Below are 14,407 nucleotides of genomic sequence, written 5' to 3' on the forward strand. Positions count from 1 at the left end.
ACGGCATACAGCGACGGCTCCCCGATATGCCAACCCCCTGAGCATGGAGAAACAACAATGAAGAAGACCCTCTTGGCAGTCGCGGTGAGTACTGGGGTACTCAGTCTTAGCCAGCCAGCCTCCGCTGAATTTTTTGCAGACAGCAAAGCCGGTCTGGAAGCGCGTAACTTCTATTTCAATCGCGACTTCCGCCAAGACTCAGCTAGCCAGTCAAAGCAGGAGGAATGGGCCCAGGGCTTCCTGCTGCGCTACGAATCCGGCTTCACTGAAGGGACAGTCGGCGTGGGTATCGACGCCATCGGCATGCTGGGTCTCAAGCTGGACTCCAGCGCTGATCGTTCAGGCACGGGCCTTCTAAAACGCAACAAAGAAGCACCTCGTGCAGCGCAGGATGAATATGGTGAGATGGGCTTAACCGCGAAGCTGCGCGCTTCAAACAGCGTGCTGAAACTGGGCACGCTGCAACCTCGACTGCCAACCGTCCAAGCAAACGATTCGCGCCTGCTGCCACAGACCTTTCAAGGCGGGCACCTGAATTCGCTGGAGATTGCCGGCCTGACCTTCGATGCCGGCCAGCTCAAACAAGTAAGCCAGCGCGACTCATCCGATAGCGAAGACCTCAGCATTACCAGCGGCGCAGCCCGCGCTATCAGCGGCGGCGGAACCCAGAATAGCGATGAATTCAACTTCGCCGGAGCAACCTACAAGTGGAACAGCAACCTAGCCACCGGCTACAACTACGGCAATCTAGACGGTTTCTACAAGCAGCATATTTTCACGGTCCTGCACACCTTGCCGCTAGGTGACAAGCAATCGCTGAAAACTGATCTGCGCTACGCTCGCTCCACCGACGAGGGCAACAGCAACGTCGACAACAAGGCATTCGGGGCGATGTTCACCTATGCATTTAGCGGTCACGCACTCGGTGTTGGTTACCAGAGCATGAGCGGAGACACCGGCTACGCCTACATCAACGGCACCGATCCGTTCCTGGTCAACTATGTGCAAATCGGTGACTTCGCCAACAAAGACGAAACCTCATGGCAGGCCCGCTATGACTTCAACTTTGCCAGCGTTGGCATCCCTGGCTTGACGTTCATGACCCGTTACCTGACCGGCGACAATATTGATCTAGGCGCAGGCGGTGCCGATGGTAAGGAGTGGGAGCGCAATACTGACATCGCCTATGTCTTTCAGGACGGTGCGCTGAAAAACCTGGGCGTTAAATGGCGCAACGCCACACTACGTTCAACCAACTTCGGCAACGACGTTGATGAGAACCGCCTGATCGTGAGCTACACCCTTCCACTGCTGTAATTAGCAATAATCCGTGCGTTGCACTGTTTGTGCAGCGCACGCATTTAGCGAAATGCACAGACGGCGACTATGGGGAGCCGCCAAGAGTGCATTACTACCGCTAACGATCGCCTCACCAAAGCTGACTTTCCAATGACCCACTCACTGATACCTGGGTAGAAATTGTTATCTTCGGTAGCCGACGCCTGTAATTGCTCTGACGAGTGCCAAACATAACTGACGTATCAAAACCTTTACTCTCAAAGAGTTTAGATCCATTACAGGAATGTAATTCTCGCTTCACGTTTGTGACAGGGTCTTGCGTTTATATTTTAATCACCACCTTGAAGGAGTGATTAAACATGAAAAACCTCAAAGTCATTGCTGCACTTTCCGCTATGGTTGTTTCCTCTGCAGCTCTGGCAGAAGGCGGCGCTGATCGTGTCTATGGTCGGATGATTCAGGCCAATGAGCAGGCCATGCAAGAGTATGCTGCCGCTAACGGAAAGAATCCGCCTGAAGTTATTCATTACCGCTACGGCATGAAACTCGATATCGCCAGGGTCGTGGCCACTACCCCGACGGACTCTAGCTGCGGTGTGATGCCGGCCCAGATGACCTACGAGGACTCCAATGGCGATCTGAATATTCTTGAATACCGGGCAGCCGGGACAGGTTGCCGTAATCAAAACTAGATAAATGACATCGCGCTGACTGAAATGTAATTTCCAAGTCACCCTGACGTTATTTGGCATGTGGAAATATGACCAAGGCGTGCCTGGCTATGCCCGGCGCGCTTGGCACATATATGCGACCACACAATGACAACTGCCAATAACATCAGGAGCATTTATGAATAACAGAACCCTGTTAGGACTTTCTCTGCTCACTCTGAGCGTCAGTACCGGGCAAGCTGCAATGGCCGCCGGCGAGAAAGGCGAGGGATTTATCGAAGGCAGCAGCCTGACCATTCTCAATCGAAACCTCTACTTCAACCGCGATTTCCGTAAAGGCCAGTCCAGCAGCTCGGGTAATGGCTATTCGGAAGAGTGGGCGCATGGCGTGATAGGCCGATTCGAGTCTGGTTTCACGGAGGGCACCATAGGTTTTGGTGTCGATGCCTTTGCCATGCTGGGGCTCAAGCTTGACACCGGCGACGGCCGTTCTGGTGCCGGGGGCTCAGTCGACGTGATGCCTTACAACAGCCTCGGGCAGGCTGAGGACAACTACTCCAAACTGGGGGGCGCGGTGAAAACTCGGTTCATGGATACCGAGATCAAGGTAGGCGACGTCTTTCCCGTCAGCCCGGTCGTCCAATACGGTGATGCACGGCTTTTACCGGAGAGTTTCCGAGGTGTCACCGTGGTCAACAGCAGCGTGGAAGGACTGTCGCTTCAGGGCGGTCGCCTCCACTCGATGAGCCAACCCAATACCAGCAGCATGCGCGACGGCTTCGCTACCTTCTACGCGGGCGAAGTGGACTCGCCATGGATCGCCTATTTCGGTGGTGATTACACGCTTAATGACAACGTCGGCTTTAGTCTCTACACCAGCCGCCTCAAGGATGCCTGGAATCAATATTACGCGGGCACCACGCTGAGCTACCCGCTTGCGGACGATGTCGCCTTGATCGGCGGGCTGAACTACTACAAGGCGGTCGATGAAGGGAGGCAGCTCCTCGGGAGCTTCGATAACAACATCTGGAGCGGCCAGGTCGGTATCCAATTCGGCGCTCACACAGTACTGGTGGGTCTCCAGCGCAACAACGGCAATGATGACTTCGACTACTTGCGCCAATCGGACTCCATCTACCTCGACAACTCCATCCAGTACAGCGACTTCAACTCGCCCAAGGAGAAGTCATGGCAAGTGCGCTATGACCTGGATATGGAGCCTTTCGGTGTGCCTGGATTGAGCTTCATGACTCGATATGCCCAGGGCTGGGATGCCGACTACAGCAACGCCAACGAAGTCTATATGCGCCGTGATGACAACGGCGATCCGTTGACCAACCAGAAGCGCTGGGAGCGGGACATCGAGGCCAAGTACGTTGTGCAGTCTGGGTCGTTGAAGGACATGTCCTTTCGCATTCGACAAGCCACGACTCGCGCCACCGACTTCGAGTCGGATTTGGATGAGTTCCGCCTGATTGTCGAGTACCCGCTGGAAGTTCTCTAACCCTGGCAAGCGAGCGGGTTGATTGCCCGCTCGCTCCTTGGTCCTGCTGTCCCCTCGTAGTGCTCCTTTGGTTTGGAGACAGCCCTTGGCGCCCTAGGGCGCCTTTTTTACTTAGGTTAAAGGACGTATGAAAATGAGTCGGCCACTACACACAAGCGGCCGTGCTGGCAGGCAGTACTACTGGGCGGGATATTCTGCAACGACCTGATCAGAACCCGTCTTGGTCAAGCCAATGACCTGGTAGGCATGCTGTACGCCATCGACTTCCATGCCGGGGGAGCCCGCCGGCATCCCGGGAACAGCGATGCCCAGCAGATCATCGCGCTTGGTGAGTTCGATGACCTGAGCCGCCGGCACATGACCTTCGACGAACTTGCCGTCAATCACCGCGGTGTGGCAAGACGCTAACCGTGGCGCGACGCCCAGTCTTTGCTTCACTGCTGTCATGTTGCTTTCAACATGGTCGACGACTTTGAAGCCATTCGCTTCGAGGTGTGAAATCCACTTCTTGCAACATCCGCAATTGGCATCACGATGGACATCAATCGTCAGGGCATCAGCTGCTTGAACCGCAGACGTGACGGAGAGAGCGGCCAGTAAGGCCAGATATTTAGCTTTCATGTACGTGCTCTTTGCCATCGGCGTGGGTGTGGGTCTTGGGCGAGGCGTTCGGAGCCTGCTCGGCGTGATGATCACCTCCGTTGGACGACGCCTCATCCCCAGCATGGTGGTCATCGCCACTCATATCCGAATGGTGACCTGCCTTAGGTGCGGAGCCACCCTCGCTATCCGTAGCCGCGGCATCGTGATGACCAGGCTCTCCAGCATCACCTGATCCATGATGGTCATCGCCACCGCCACTATTGTCATGATGGCCAGGCTTGTTGTCGCCGTGCTGTCCTTCATGGTTATGCATCTGCGTTTCCCCACCACCGTGCTGATGGCCGCCACTGGATGCGACGAGTGTTTGGTATTGCTTGGCATCCATCGTCGGCAGTTGGTTGAGGAAGGCAACCATGCCCCAGATGTACTCGTCTCCCATGCTCTTGCCCCACGCAGGCATACCCGTTGCCTTGATGCCATGCTTGATCACCCAGAACGCTGCTGACGGATTGCCATCGACACCGATCTTGGCGAGGTTGGGGGGCGCAGGATAAAGCGATTGGCTTAGCTCGGTCTCCGCCACACCTGGCGCCAAATGACAGCCGATACACATGGAGTTGTAGTTGCCCGCACCGGCGCGAATAAGAGCTTGATCATCCAGGTTGGGAACCTCGATGTCCCGCGAACGGACTTCGATAGAGCGGTCACGGGCCATCGTGAGAAACGCATGCACTGCAGGAAAATGGGGATCGTCGGCCCCCACGTTGACCACGCCAAAGTAGGCGCCGGCCAGGACAGCTGTGCTACCGACCACGCCGGCCGCCACCAAAGTTTTAATTGTTCTTTTCATGTCAGGTTCTCAAAACCACATCCGGATACCGGCGACAAAACGCGCCTCGTCTACATCACCGCCCTCGTCGCGCACCATGTCTGCCGTGTTGCCATAGGAGCGGCTCCAGGAAACCCCGATATAGGGGGCAAACTGCCTGACAATCTCGTAACGCAGACGCAAGCCGAGCTCGGTATTTGCCAACCCAGACCCCACACCTCGCTCAGGATCGTTCTTGCCGTAGAAGTTCATTTCGGCAGTTGGCTGGAGAATCAGCCGGTTGGTCAGCAGAATGTCGTACTCGCCCTCCAGTCGGGCAGCAGTTTGGCCATTCTCGCCGACGAAGGCCGTGGCTTCGGCCTCAAAGGCGTAAAGCGCCATGCCCTGGATACCGAAGGCGGCCCAAGTCTGCGGCGACTCCGGTTTGAAGTCCTGGCGAACGCCCGCGACGACATCCCACCAAGGGCCGATCGAGCGGCCGTACAGCAGCTGTAATTCAGCATCCTCGGTCACGCCGTTGGTACGCTCGCCTTCGGAGCGGAACCAGACCCGGTTGATATCACCGCCTACCCAGCCCGACGCATCCCAGGCCAGGGTGCTGCCCTCATCTGCGTCCTGGTATTCGAGCTGATCGAGCAGGAAAAAACTGTTGATGGCGCTGTCGTGAACCTTGTGGCCAGGTAATGGCGGGAAAGCCGCTTGGCGATCAGCATCCGTCAGAACGGGAATCGGCGTACGGCTGGTGGTTCTCGGGGCTTCAGCGGAGCCATGGTTCATCTTTGAATGATCCATGCCCTCCATCTGTCCTTGCATGGCGCCATGCCCCATCTTGCTGTGATCCATAGCCTGGGCCTTCTCTTGGCTCTGGCCGTGGCCCATCTGGCTATGATCCATGCTGCCCGAAGCACCCTGCATGGCACCATGGTCCATCTTGCTGTGATCCATGCCCTCCATCGGCGCTTTGGTAGCGCCGTGGCTCATCTGGCTATGGTCCATCGACATGGTGCCGTGCCCCATTGCCGAATGATCCATTTCTTCCGCAGCCAAAGTAACGCCGCCGCTGAACGCACTCAGCGACACAGCCAGCGCCAAGAGAGATGGACGTGAAAACCTAGTGGTCATGGTTCGAACCTGCTTCGGCTTCGGTGCCGCCATGCTTATCCATCATGTTTTCGTGATTCATGCCGTCATGCTTCATGTCTCCGTGATCCATGGCGCCATGATCCATATGCTGGCCAGCCGCCTTATCCTTCGACTGATCTGCGTGATTGCCACTGGCGGTCTTGGGTACAGCCGACTCGGCAGCATGTTGTTCGTGCTCACTGTGCCCCTCACCTGCCAACGAAACCGGTGCGTGCAGGGCAGCCAATAGGCTGAACATGACTGCGCTGCCAGCCAGGGCATTTCGCTTCATAAAAGTACTCATCAGAAATCTCCTTTACTCATCCACACGGACTTCACGGAACATGCCCATTTCCATGTGGAGCAACAGGTGGCAGTGGTAGGCCCAACGCCCCAACGCATCGGCGGTCACCCGATAGCTGCGCTTGGAACCTGGCGGCATGTCGATGGTGTGTTTACGCACCAGGAAATTGCCGTTCGCATCCTCCAGATCACTCCACATGCCATGAAGATGGATCGGGTGAGTCATCATGGTGTCGTTGACCAGCGTGATGCGAACACGCTCGCCGTACTTGAGGCGTAGAGGCTCGGCGTCAGAGAACTTGATTCCATCGAAGGACCAGGAGAATTTCTCCATATGCCCGGTGAGGTGCAGCTCGATGGTGCGACTTGGTTCGCGACCATCCGGGTCGAGGAAGGTGCTGCGCAGGTCAGAGTACGTGAGGACGCGTCGGCCGTTGTCTCGCAAACCAATACCTGGGTCGTCCAACTTATGCGTTGGTGTCATGGTTTGCATATCGACCAGCGGGTTGTTGGTCTCTGAGGCTGGGTGTGCCTGCATGGCACCTGCCATGCCTGCCATGCCTGCCATGCCTGCCATGCCTGCCATGCCCGAATGATCCATTCCGGCCATCTGGCTGTGATCCATACCAGCCATGCCACCCTGCATGCTGCCATGATCCATTCCCGCCATATTGCCCTGATCCATCCCGGCCATGTTCCCGTGATCCATACCGCCCATGCTGCCGTGATCCATACCCATGTCGCCCATGGCAATCAGCGGACGCGGGTCGGGGCTGGGTACTGGTGCACTCAACCCCTCCTGTACAGCAAGGGTGCCGCGCGCATAGCCAGTGCGATCCATGGATTGTGCAAACACGGTATAGGCCTGTTCGCTGTCTGGTTCGACGATCACGTCGTAGGTCTCGGCCACGGCGATACGGAACTCGTCGACGCTGACCGGTTTGACGTGCAGACCATCGGCCGCAACCACAGTCATCTTCAGGCCCGGGATGCGCACATCGAAATAGGTCATCGCCGAGGCGTTGATGAAGCGCAGGCGGATCTTTTCGCCTGGTTTGAATATGCCGGTCCAGTTGCCATTGGGTGCCTGGCCATTCATCAGGTAGGTGTAGGTGTAGCCACTGACGTCAGCGAGATCCGTCGGGCTCATCTTCATCTCGGCCCACATCTTGCGATCGGCTACGGCGGCGGACCAACCCATCTCGCTTACGTCATCGATGAAGTCACCAACGGTGCGTTTGTGCTGGTTGTAGTAGTCCGACTGTTTCTTGAGCTTGGCCAGTACCCGCGTTGGATTTTCATCCGTCCAGTCGCTCAGCAACACGACGTAATCACGGTCGTAACTGAAGGGCTCGGGCTCCTTGGCATCGATGACCAGCGCGCCGTATACGCCGACCTGCTCCTGCAGCCCCGAGTGACTGTGATACCAGTAGGTACCGTTCTGGTTGACCTTGAACTTGTACTCATACATGCCGTCAGGGGCGATGCCATGGAAGCTCAGGCCAGGAACACCATCCATGTTCGCCGGCAGGATGATGCCGTGCCAATGGATGGAGGTGTCCTCCTTGAGGCGGTTGCGCACGCGCAATGTGACGGTATCGCCTTCGCGCCAACGAAGAATCGGCCCAGGGAGCGAGCCGTTGATGGTCATGGCCGTGCGCGCTGCGCCGGTGATGTTCACCGGGGTTTCACCGATGAATAGGTCGAATTCGTTACCAGTCAGTACGTTGGGCTGGCCGGGGCTGTTCACCGCCCAGACCGGCGTGCGCCACAGGCCAAGTCCGCCGATAATACCGGTGGCTGCCAGGCCTTTGACGAAGGTGCGCCTTGTGGTTTTGCTTTGCATGCCGTTTTGTCCAATCCGTCAAATGAGCCGGTGATGGTGTGCCCGGTCTCGGGTTCATGGCTGCTTCAATGTCGGGGATTTACCCCTCAACTTTCCACGTCGGTGCATTGCACAAGCCTTACCGACGATGAGCAGTATGAAACTGCCATATCCCAACCATCCGGGTGATTACATTTCTGTAAGGTAGATGACTTCAGCAGTTGGTGTGCTCTGCTTGCTCGGTTGGACTGCTGGCTACAGGAGCCTCAACTTTCTGCTGCTGGGCCACCCGGTAGGCCTCCAGAGACGTCTGGCGTGCCTGCTCCATGCGCGCGAAGGTTCGGTCAGCACCACCTTCAGCCATTGCCAAGCTGGAGATGCTCAGAGCAGTAACTACAAGCAGAGCTTTGATCGATTTCATTTTGGGTATTCCTCGTAAGTTAAGTGGTCCCTGCAACTGCAGAGGCCGAGCTTTAGGCTCGATGTCACGTTAACTAAGAGGGCCTGTCAGCAACCTGAGCCGAACATTACAGTTCTGTCAGGTTGCTATTTCTTTCTTGTAGCCCATCCAGAAGGCTCGGTACTGTCTTTCATGCCCTCATAAAGCCTTGCGAATTTCTTGAGAGGGCATGCTCGGCAGCGATGCCTAAGCTACTCAGGGTCATTCGCACCCGCGGATAAGACCACCAACAATTAAGAGAGATTGTCACTATGTCGAATAAATCCAACGTCGCTACCGGTGCCGCTCTGGCTCTCGTGGCCGCCAGCCTGTTTGCTACCCTGCCTGTCCAGGCCGCCCAGGACACCAAAGCAGCAGAAGTGAAGTGCTTCGGGATCAATGGTTGCAAAGGGCAGAACGACTGCATGACCGCGAAAAACGACTGCAAAGGCCAAGGCGAATGCAAAGGCCAAGGGTTCAAGTTGATGACCCAGACCAAATGTGACGAAGCCGGTGGCAAAACCAGCGAATAAGGCGGTTCAGGGGAGTGCATGCCACTCCCCTGCTGGAGTCTCGAATGAGTAAGCGCAAAACTCTGGGTTTCGGTCTTGGCCTTCGTAACGAGTATTACCGGCAGATCCTGGAGGAACGGCCTGCGGTCGACTGGTTCGAGATCATTTCCGAGAATTACCTGGTGGAGGGCGGCAAGGCTCTCTACTTCCTTGATGCGATCGGCGAGCACTACCCCCTGGTGATGCACGGAGTATCTCTTTCGATTGGCGGCTCACATGCCTTGGACATAGACTACCTACGACAGCTCAAGCAGCTGGCGGATCGGGTGCAGCCTCAGTGGGTGTCTGATCACCTGTGCTGGAGTCGAGGCAACGCCCATCAACTTCACGATCTGCTACCGCTGCCGTTTACCCAGGAGAGCCTGCTGCATGTCGCGGCCCGGGTGCGCTTGGTGCAGGATGTTTTGGAACGTCCCATCGTGCTGGAGAACGTTTCCTCCTACGTGCAGTGGACAACATCCAGCATGAGCGAGTCTCAGTTCCTCTCGGAGCTCAGTTACCTGACCGGGTGCGAGCTGCTTCTCGACGTGAACAACGTCTACGTCAGTTCGCGCAACCAGGGTTTCGACCCTTGGCAGTTCATCATGGAATTGCCGCACGAGCGGATTCGGCAAATTCACCTGGCCGGGCACAGCGATTACGGGCAGTACCTCATCGACACCCATGACCAGCCCATCGCTGATCCGGTTTGGTCTCTCTACAGCAAGACTTTGAGCTACTTGGGCCCGACATCGACCTTGATCGAGCGGGATGACCAGTTTCCGCCGCTGGAAGAGCTGTTGTCCGAATTAGCACATGCCCGTGCTATCGCCAAATCTGTGATATCGGGGGCCACCCCTTGAGCCTGATCGCCCTACAGACTGCATTTGAAACTTACCTGACAGGTGACAGTGCCCTGCCCTCCAACGAGCTTTTGGAGCAGATCCGAGGTAGCACAGCGCTGAGTGCTCTCGAAGGCCTGCAGATCTACCACAACGCTTACCGTTCGCGCCTGCTTGCGGTCTTGCGAGAAGACTTCCCTGCCCTGCTTCACTGGATCGGCAACGAATCATTCGAGCAGCTCGCACTGGCCTACTTGGCCGCCTGGCCACCACGACATTTCAGCATTCGCTGGCTGGGCGAGAAGCTGCCCGAGTTCATTAGCAGCTACGTCGAAGAACCCCAACTATCGCCGATGCGCGAACTCGCGGAACTGGAATGGGCCTTTACACTGGCCTTCGACGCTCAGGATGTCGAAGCGCTTTCGCTGGAGACCATGAGTGATTTTTCGGCTGAAGACTGGATTTCACTCAGGGTTTCCCTGACTGCATCTGCCCGGTGGTTGCAGCTGCAGTACAACACGCTGGAGTTGTGGAAAGCCGCCAAGTCCGGCAGCTTGCTGCCTGATATTACCCGCCTGCCAACGAACCTAGCCTGTCTTGTTTGGCGTCATGAACTCGTCTGCCAGTACCGGAGCCTGGAGCCAGCGGAGGCTTCGGCATTGCAGTTTCTCATCGAGGGCGGATCGTTCGCTGAACTCTGCGAGTCGTTGAGCGCCACGCATGGCGAGCAAGCTCCCTTGCAAGCCGCGACCTGGTTGAAGTTGTGGGTCAACGACGGTTTGCTAAAGCGCGGCCAGCTATTACACGAATGACCCGGAACCTTTAGGCTAGCGCTCTCTCTTTGGCCACTCCGAGCGCTATGACTCACCGCATCATGCATTTCAAACAGCAAGCCTTGCTTGACCCGGAGACCTATCAGGCAATGCTGGCCGACGGCGTTGGCCACTGGGAGCGGCTTGCAGGAGAAGTCGTCGGCATAGAAGACGAAAAAAGCCACGAGTTCGCTGCATTGAAAAGCCTGTTCAAGCGCAAGCGGTACTCCTATGACACGCTGGAAATGCGCGAGCCAGGCGATCACTCAAACTGGCTTCGCGGCCGAGATGGTTCAGAAGGTATGACCAACGAGGTCACCAGTATCCCAGGGCTAAAAGAGCTCTCAGAACTGGAGATTTAGTGGGATAGCAGGTCAGCGCTCAAGCGCTGACCTGGGCCGAATAGCCAAGCTCCTGGATGAGTTCGCGGATCGATTCGGCACTTTCTGTGCTCTCAACGGTGACCTTGCCGGCCGCTCGATCCACTTCTACTCGTGCATCCTGATCCAGAGCTTGAATGGCCTTCGTGATTTTGCTCACGCAACTGCCACAGCCCATCCCCGCAACACTCAGACTAAACATGTCTTTCACCTCATTTCGTCCGCGGCTCAAGTTACCGCACGGACAGCATCGACCTTGACACGATGGCAAGGTCAAGCCCGTAAGCGCTACAAAAGGATCAGCCGTTTACCACGGGCGTAAGGATGGGGGTTGGTGAACACACCACGACATGCCTTGCGCCCCTCGTCAGTGCGACGTATAGATTCTGGGGGGTCATAAGCTCAGGATGCAGGACAACCGAGACATCCGCCTCCAGCCCCTTGAGAAGTAATGTGCTGCCTACAGAGCGTCTTGCGATCGGTCGGGCAAGGTGTCTATTGCGCTCTCGCGCTTGAATGGCTGCACTCAGAAAGTCGGCAGCACCTCCCACCACCGCTTGCATTGCAGACCGGCAGCAGTACAGAACCTCCGGTCGGTATACACGTGCCCCGTGCTGCTCAGCGAGCGTATCGATCACACGGAGCGCTTGCCCCAATGTTGGCGCTGCTACGAAATCGATCGCCGCAGCCTCGGCCGCGGTCGGAGGCGTTCGGGCCCTTCCTGCACGCAGCGACTCCACGCGCGTTCGCAGGTTTGCTGCACCTACCCCCGTCATTACGCTGGAAGCAAACTCCACAAGTTGTGCCAGAGCATTGGCACCCTGCAAGTCAAAGTTCCTGGCGAAGTTGACGAGATCTCTCAGGTCGACGGCTTCTACGGCCATGGCACCGGGTGTCTGGCTCGTGAGCTGATGGCGACCTTGCACGTTGATGGAGTCCCCGATGATGAGGACGCTACCCTGAGCGTTGGGAGCTTCGGTTCTCGCGGCCACCAGTCGCTGCTGAACTTCGGTTCCGGCGTTTAGCTGCACCCAACGCACTTCTGCTGGAGCCGTGCGCAGATCCACCGGCTGACCAGCTTGAAGTTGTTGCCTTATGGCGAGCAGCCACTGCCCGAGGTTCTCAGCTCCAGCCAGCCGCCAGCGCCACGGTATCCTCAACTCTCCCGCTGCGGGAAACAGGGGTTGCACCTCATTCGCCCAATGCACCAGTCGATTGCCACGGAAGCTGAATATGGCTTGCATCGGGTCACCGAGCACGCAGGTCGGAAGCACCTGGGCCAAACCAGACACGATGGCGTGCTGGACGACGTTGCAGTCTTGGTACTCGTCGACAAGCAACCGTGCATAGGTGGCGCGAAGGGGCTGAGCGAGGTGACCGGCCTGCAACAACTGCATGGCGGCCTCCCGAATTGCCGGGTAGTCAGTATTGGGTTGATGCAGCTGTAGGATCTGCGGGTTATGGCCGCTTCGCGCTGGGAACTTAGCGATCAGGCGCATCGAGAATCCGTCAATGGTGGAGACTCGATATGCGGAGTTAGGAACACCGGCTCGTCTCAGGCGCGCCCGTAAGGCCGCAACGCCGGCGTTCGTATGTGTCAAGACGAGGATGGGTTTGCTCTGCCTATGCGCGATGAGCGTCTCGGCAATCAATTGCGTTTTTCCACAACCTGCGGGGGCCGTTATGGAGCCACGCTCGATAGCGAAAAGATCAATCTCAGGGGGCACTTGTAAACGTCCAGAGCTGATTCGTGACTGCCATGAAGCCCGGTTCGGCGTTCTGTAAAGACGGACCGACGATGTCCCTTGCAACCTCCTGATAGGTTGTCAGCGACTTGAACCAGCCGCTGTTGCGGATACGGGATGCGGTTCCCAGCAGCTCTCGTCTCTCAGGTGAGTACCCATCCACGAGTCGCTCGGCTCGGATATCGTTCAGCGTCACGCGGCCTTGGGACTTCGTCTGAATGTGTGCGTTCATCAGCTCTGCACCCACTATTTGTAACGGCTTGCAAACGAAAACGTCCCGACCTGCAATCAATACGATTTTCGACCGGAATTAACTGCGACTGACCGGCCCGGCAAACCAGTATTAGCTGCGAATGAACCTGCATTTATCCGCGCTGACCTGCATTCCATGGCTACCAACCAGCATTAATTGCAAATGACGGGGCTTATAGGTAGTGAATCGATTGCCTCGTTAGAGCGCATGTCTGCTTGGCATGCGGGAACATCTAGTCTCTTCCGCCCACGAGCCAGATCATTCCAGGCAAACACATGGGGCCTACAGCTTTGAGGCCCACTACGCTATGTGCGGGCTCGGTCTCGCCCAAAGGGTTCGGTCAACTGACCAAGGTAACCCTTGGGATAGTCCCTCTCACGCAAGCCGACATTGGCGTCGCCCTGCTTTCCTGTACTGTCGTAGAACGTCCCGAATAGCCGATCCCACACCATCAGAAATTCGCCGAAGTTCACCTGGGCATCTTCGAAGTCGCGCTTGTGGTGCCAACGATGAATTTCAGCCACCCCGATGACATGGCGCAGCCAACCCAGCCGGTAATCCAGGTTCGAGTGCTGAAAGCCCAAGTGAACGGTCAGAATGCCGAACCAGGTGGCAACCACTGCCGAAGGCGCGCCGGATGCAAACAGCAGCACCAATCCCGGGCCAGCCATGAGCATCGCATGTAGGGGATGCCGGCGCTCCCCATTCATCCAGTACAAGCGCTCGGCGCTGTGGTGAATCATGTGAAAACGCCACAGCCAGGGTACGTGGTGGCTGATGCGGTGCATGGCATACAGGCTCAGATCGAGCACGACGGCGACCAGCAGCAGCTGAACCCAAAGTGGACTCTCGACTGGGAAGAGACGAACTGTAGCCGGCACTGCATCGCCCAGCCTGGCCAGGATTTCGGCGGTGAACTGGATGACGGAAAGATTCACCAGCATATGCACCAGGTCGGTCAGGGTGTCCTGGTGATCCTCCAGCCAGCCCTCCCGGAAAGGCTGGATACGCTCCAGCCCCGCGACGGCCAATAGACCGACTGCGGCTACCAAGGGTGTGCTGGGCCAGTACGGCACCCCGGCGTACAAGGCCCAGACCATGAAGGCGGCGCTGCCACCAAACACGAGCGGATAGCTCAACCAGCGTAGGGCGAATCGAAGAGAAGTGGACATCGCTCAGCTCCTATGTAGAGAGCCTTCACGGTAGGTGCAGAGGACGACGTTCGACTT

The 14,407-nt window shown here is 57.1% G+C and carries 17 protein-coding genes; 7 read left to right on the top strand and 10 right to left on the bottom strand.

The features are described 5' to 3' along the window. Positions 1-57 precede the first annotated feature (57 nt). The 3 genes from FFS60_RS06135 to FFS60_RS06145 all read left to right on the top strand — a co-directional run bounded on the left by FFS60_RS06135 (position 58) and on the right by FFS60_RS06145 (position 3,474). The gene (locus tag FFS60_RS06135) at positions 58-1,317 is read left to right on the top strand and encodes an OprD family porin (protein ID WP_137821418.1); all 1,260 of its coding nucleotides are present in this window, start codon (positions 58-60) and stop codon (positions 1,315-1,317) included. Between the two features lie 341 nt (positions 1,318-1,658). Next, the gene (locus tag FFS60_RS06140) at positions 1,659-1,991 is read left to right on the top strand and encodes a DUF2790 domain-containing protein (protein WP_017675718.1); all 333 of its coding nucleotides are present in this window, start codon (positions 1,659-1,661) and stop codon (positions 1,989-1,991) included. Between the two features lie 157 nt (positions 1,992-2,148). Further along, complete coding sequence (locus tag FFS60_RS06145; RefSeq protein WP_137821419.1) at positions 2,149-3,474, top strand: OprD family porin; 1,326 nt, start codon at positions 2,149-2,151, stop codon at positions 3,472-3,474. Positions 3,475-3,651: 177 nt separating this feature from the next. On the opposite strand, the gene FFS60_RS06150 is transcribed toward FFS60_RS06145, so the two are convergent. The 6 genes from FFS60_RS06150 to FFS60_RS06175 all read right to left on the bottom strand — a co-directional run bounded on the left by FFS60_RS06150 (position 3,652) and on the right by FFS60_RS06175 (position 8,577). Then, complete coding sequence (locus FFS60_RS06150) at positions 3,652-4,095, bottom strand: DUF411 domain-containing protein (RefSeq protein WP_003246746.1); 444 nt, start codon at positions 4,093-4,095, stop codon at positions 3,652-3,654. Beyond that, the gene (locus tag FFS60_RS06155) at positions 4,085-4,927 is read right to left on the bottom strand and encodes a cytochrome c (RefSeq protein WP_003139525.1); all 843 of its coding nucleotides are present in this window, start codon (positions 4,925-4,927) and stop codon (positions 4,085-4,087) included. Before FFS60_RS06155 ends, FFS60_RS06150 begins: the two co-directional genes overlap by 11 nt. A 9-nt stretch (positions 4,928-4,936) precedes the next feature. Then, positions 4,937-6,028: a copper resistance protein B gene (locus FFS60_RS06160; RefSeq protein ID WP_004374649.1), complete on the bottom strand. Its 1,092-nt coding sequence runs from the start codon at positions 6,026-6,028 to the stop codon at positions 4,937-4,939. Next, a complete protein-coding gene (locus tag FFS60_RS06165) occupies positions 6,018-6,332 on the bottom strand; it encodes a hypothetical protein (RefSeq protein WP_009686150.1) in 315 nt (104 codons plus the stop codon). The genes FFS60_RS06160 and FFS60_RS06165 overlap by 11 nt, the downstream gene beginning before the upstream one ends. A gap of 12 nt (positions 6,333-6,344) precedes the next feature. Beyond that, positions 6,345-8,177 (bottom strand): copper resistance system multicopper oxidase, encoded by a 1,833-nt coding sequence (locus FFS60_RS06170; protein WP_137821420.1) that lies wholly within the window; start codon positions 8,175-8,177, stop codon positions 6,345-6,347. A 193-nt stretch (positions 8,178-8,370) separates the two neighbouring features. Beyond that, a complete protein-coding gene (locus FFS60_RS06175) occupies positions 8,371-8,577 on the bottom strand; it encodes a co-regulatory protein PtrA N-terminal domain-containing protein (protein ID WP_003139535.1) in 207 nt (68 codons plus the stop codon). Between the two features lie 290 nt (positions 8,578-8,867). Between FFS60_RS06175 and FFS60_RS06180 the strand changes: the two genes are divergently transcribed. The 4 genes from FFS60_RS06180 to FFS60_RS06195 are packed head-to-tail and all read left to right on the top strand — an operon-like array spanning position 8,868 to position 11,162. Further along, positions 8,868-9,128 (top strand): hypothetical protein, encoded by a 261-nt coding sequence (locus FFS60_RS06180; RefSeq protein ID WP_108232652.1) that lies wholly within the window; start codon positions 8,868-8,870, stop codon positions 9,126-9,128. A gap of 44 nt (positions 9,129-9,172) precedes the next feature. Further along, entirely contained in the window at positions 9,173-10,009 is an 837-nt protein-coding gene (locus FFS60_RS06185) for a DUF692 domain-containing protein (protein WP_004374664.1), read from the top strand. Beyond that, entirely contained in the window at positions 10,006-10,800 is a 795-nt protein-coding gene (locus FFS60_RS06190; RefSeq protein WP_003460128.1) for a DNA-binding domain-containing protein, read from the top strand. The genes FFS60_RS06185 and FFS60_RS06190 overlap by 4 nt, the downstream gene beginning before the upstream one ends. Positions 10,801-10,847: 47 nt before the next feature. Next, the gene (locus FFS60_RS06195) at positions 10,848-11,162 is read left to right on the top strand and encodes a hypothetical protein (RefSeq protein ID WP_017675723.1); all 315 of its coding nucleotides are present in this window, start codon (positions 10,848-10,850) and stop codon (positions 11,160-11,162) included. Between the two features lie 19 nt (positions 11,163-11,181). Here the strand turns inward: FFS60_RS06195 and FFS60_RS06200 are convergent, their stop codons facing one another. From FFS60_RS06200 to FFS60_RS06215, 4 genes are all read right to left on the bottom strand, one after another. Continuing rightward, positions 11,182-11,382, bottom strand: a complete 201-nt coding sequence (locus FFS60_RS06200; protein WP_003246756.1) for a heavy-metal-associated domain-containing protein — start codon at positions 11,380-11,382, stop codon at positions 11,182-11,184. Positions 11,383-11,479: 97 nt separating this feature from the next. Beyond that, complete coding sequence (locus FFS60_RS06205) at positions 11,480-12,907, bottom strand: UvrD-helicase domain-containing protein (RefSeq protein WP_137821421.1); 1,428 nt, start codon at positions 12,905-12,907, stop codon at positions 11,480-11,482. Further along, complete coding sequence (locus FFS60_RS06210; protein WP_256658040.1) at positions 12,897-13,157, bottom strand: hypothetical protein; 261 nt, start codon at positions 13,155-13,157, stop codon at positions 12,897-12,899. Before FFS60_RS06210 ends, FFS60_RS06205 begins: the two co-directional genes overlap by 11 nt. A gap of 326 nt (positions 13,158-13,483) precedes the next feature. After that, positions 13,484-14,350, bottom strand: a complete 867-nt coding sequence (locus tag FFS60_RS06215) for a sterol desaturase family protein (protein ID WP_036992931.1) — start codon at positions 14,348-14,350, stop codon at positions 13,484-13,486. Positions 14,351-14,407: the final 57 nt, after the last annotated feature.

The organism is Pseudomonas sp. D(2018), assembly GCF_005502555.1.
Lineage (GTDB): Bacteria > Pseudomonadota > Gammaproteobacteria > Pseudomonadales > Pseudomonadaceae > Metapseudomonas > Metapseudomonas resinovorans.

What these genes read in the sequence shown, in the direction of transcription:
- FFS60_RS06135 (WP_137821418.1), top strand. Translation starts at nt 58, where the DNA reads ATGAAGAAGACCCTCTTGGCAGTCGCGGTGAGTACTGGGGTACTCAGT.
- FFS60_RS06140 (WP_017675718.1), top strand. Translation starts at nt 1,659, where the DNA reads ATGAAAAACCTCAAAGTCATTGCTGCACTTTCCGCTATGGTTGTTTCC.
- FFS60_RS06145 (WP_137821419.1), top strand. Translation starts at nt 2,149, where the DNA reads ATGAATAACAGAACCCTGTTAGGACTTTCTCTGCTCACTCTGAGCGTC.
- FFS60_RS06150 (WP_003246746.1), bottom strand. Translation starts at nt 4,095, where the DNA reads ATGAAAGCTAAATATCTGGCCTTACTGGCCGCTCTCTCCGTCACGTCT.
- FFS60_RS06155 (WP_003139525.1), bottom strand. Translation starts at nt 4,927, where the DNA reads ATGAAAAGAACAATTAAAACTTTGGTGGCGGCCGGCGTGGTCGGTAGC.
- FFS60_RS06160 (WP_004374649.1), bottom strand. Translation starts at nt 6,028, where the DNA reads ATGACCACTAGGTTTTCACGTCCATCTCTCTTGGCGCTGGCTGTGTCG.
- FFS60_RS06165 (WP_009686150.1), bottom strand. Translation starts at nt 6,332, where the DNA reads ATGAGTACTTTTATGAAGCGAAATGCCCTGGCTGGCAGCGCAGTCATG.
- FFS60_RS06170 (WP_137821420.1), bottom strand. Translation starts at nt 8,177, where the DNA reads ATGCAAAGCAAAACCACAAGGCGCACCTTCGTCAAAGGCCTGGCAGCC.
- FFS60_RS06175 (WP_003139535.1), bottom strand. Translation starts at nt 8,577, where the DNA reads ATGAAATCGATCAAAGCTCTGCTTGTAGTTACTGCTCTGAGCATCTCC.
- FFS60_RS06180 (WP_108232652.1), top strand. Translation starts at nt 8,868, where the DNA reads ATGTCGAATAAATCCAACGTCGCTACCGGTGCCGCTCTGGCTCTCGTG.
- FFS60_RS06185 (WP_004374664.1), top strand. Translation starts at nt 9,173, where the DNA reads ATGAGTAAGCGCAAAACTCTGGGTTTCGGTCTTGGCCTTCGTAACGAG.
- FFS60_RS06195 (WP_017675723.1), top strand. Translation starts at nt 10,848, where the DNA reads ATGACTCACCGCATCATGCATTTCAAACAGCAAGCCTTGCTTGACCCG.
- FFS60_RS06200 (WP_003246756.1), bottom strand. Translation starts at nt 11,382, where the DNA reads ATGTTTAGTCTGAGTGTTGCGGGGATGGGCTGTGGCAGTTGCGTGAGC.
- FFS60_RS06210 (WP_256658040.1), bottom strand. Translation starts at nt 13,157, where the DNA reads ATGAACGCACACATTCAGACGAAGTCCCAAGGCCGCGTGACGCTGAAC.
- FFS60_RS06215 (WP_036992931.1), bottom strand. Translation starts at nt 14,350, where the DNA reads ATGTCCACTTCTCTTCGATTCGCCCTACGCTGGTTGAGCTATCCGCTC.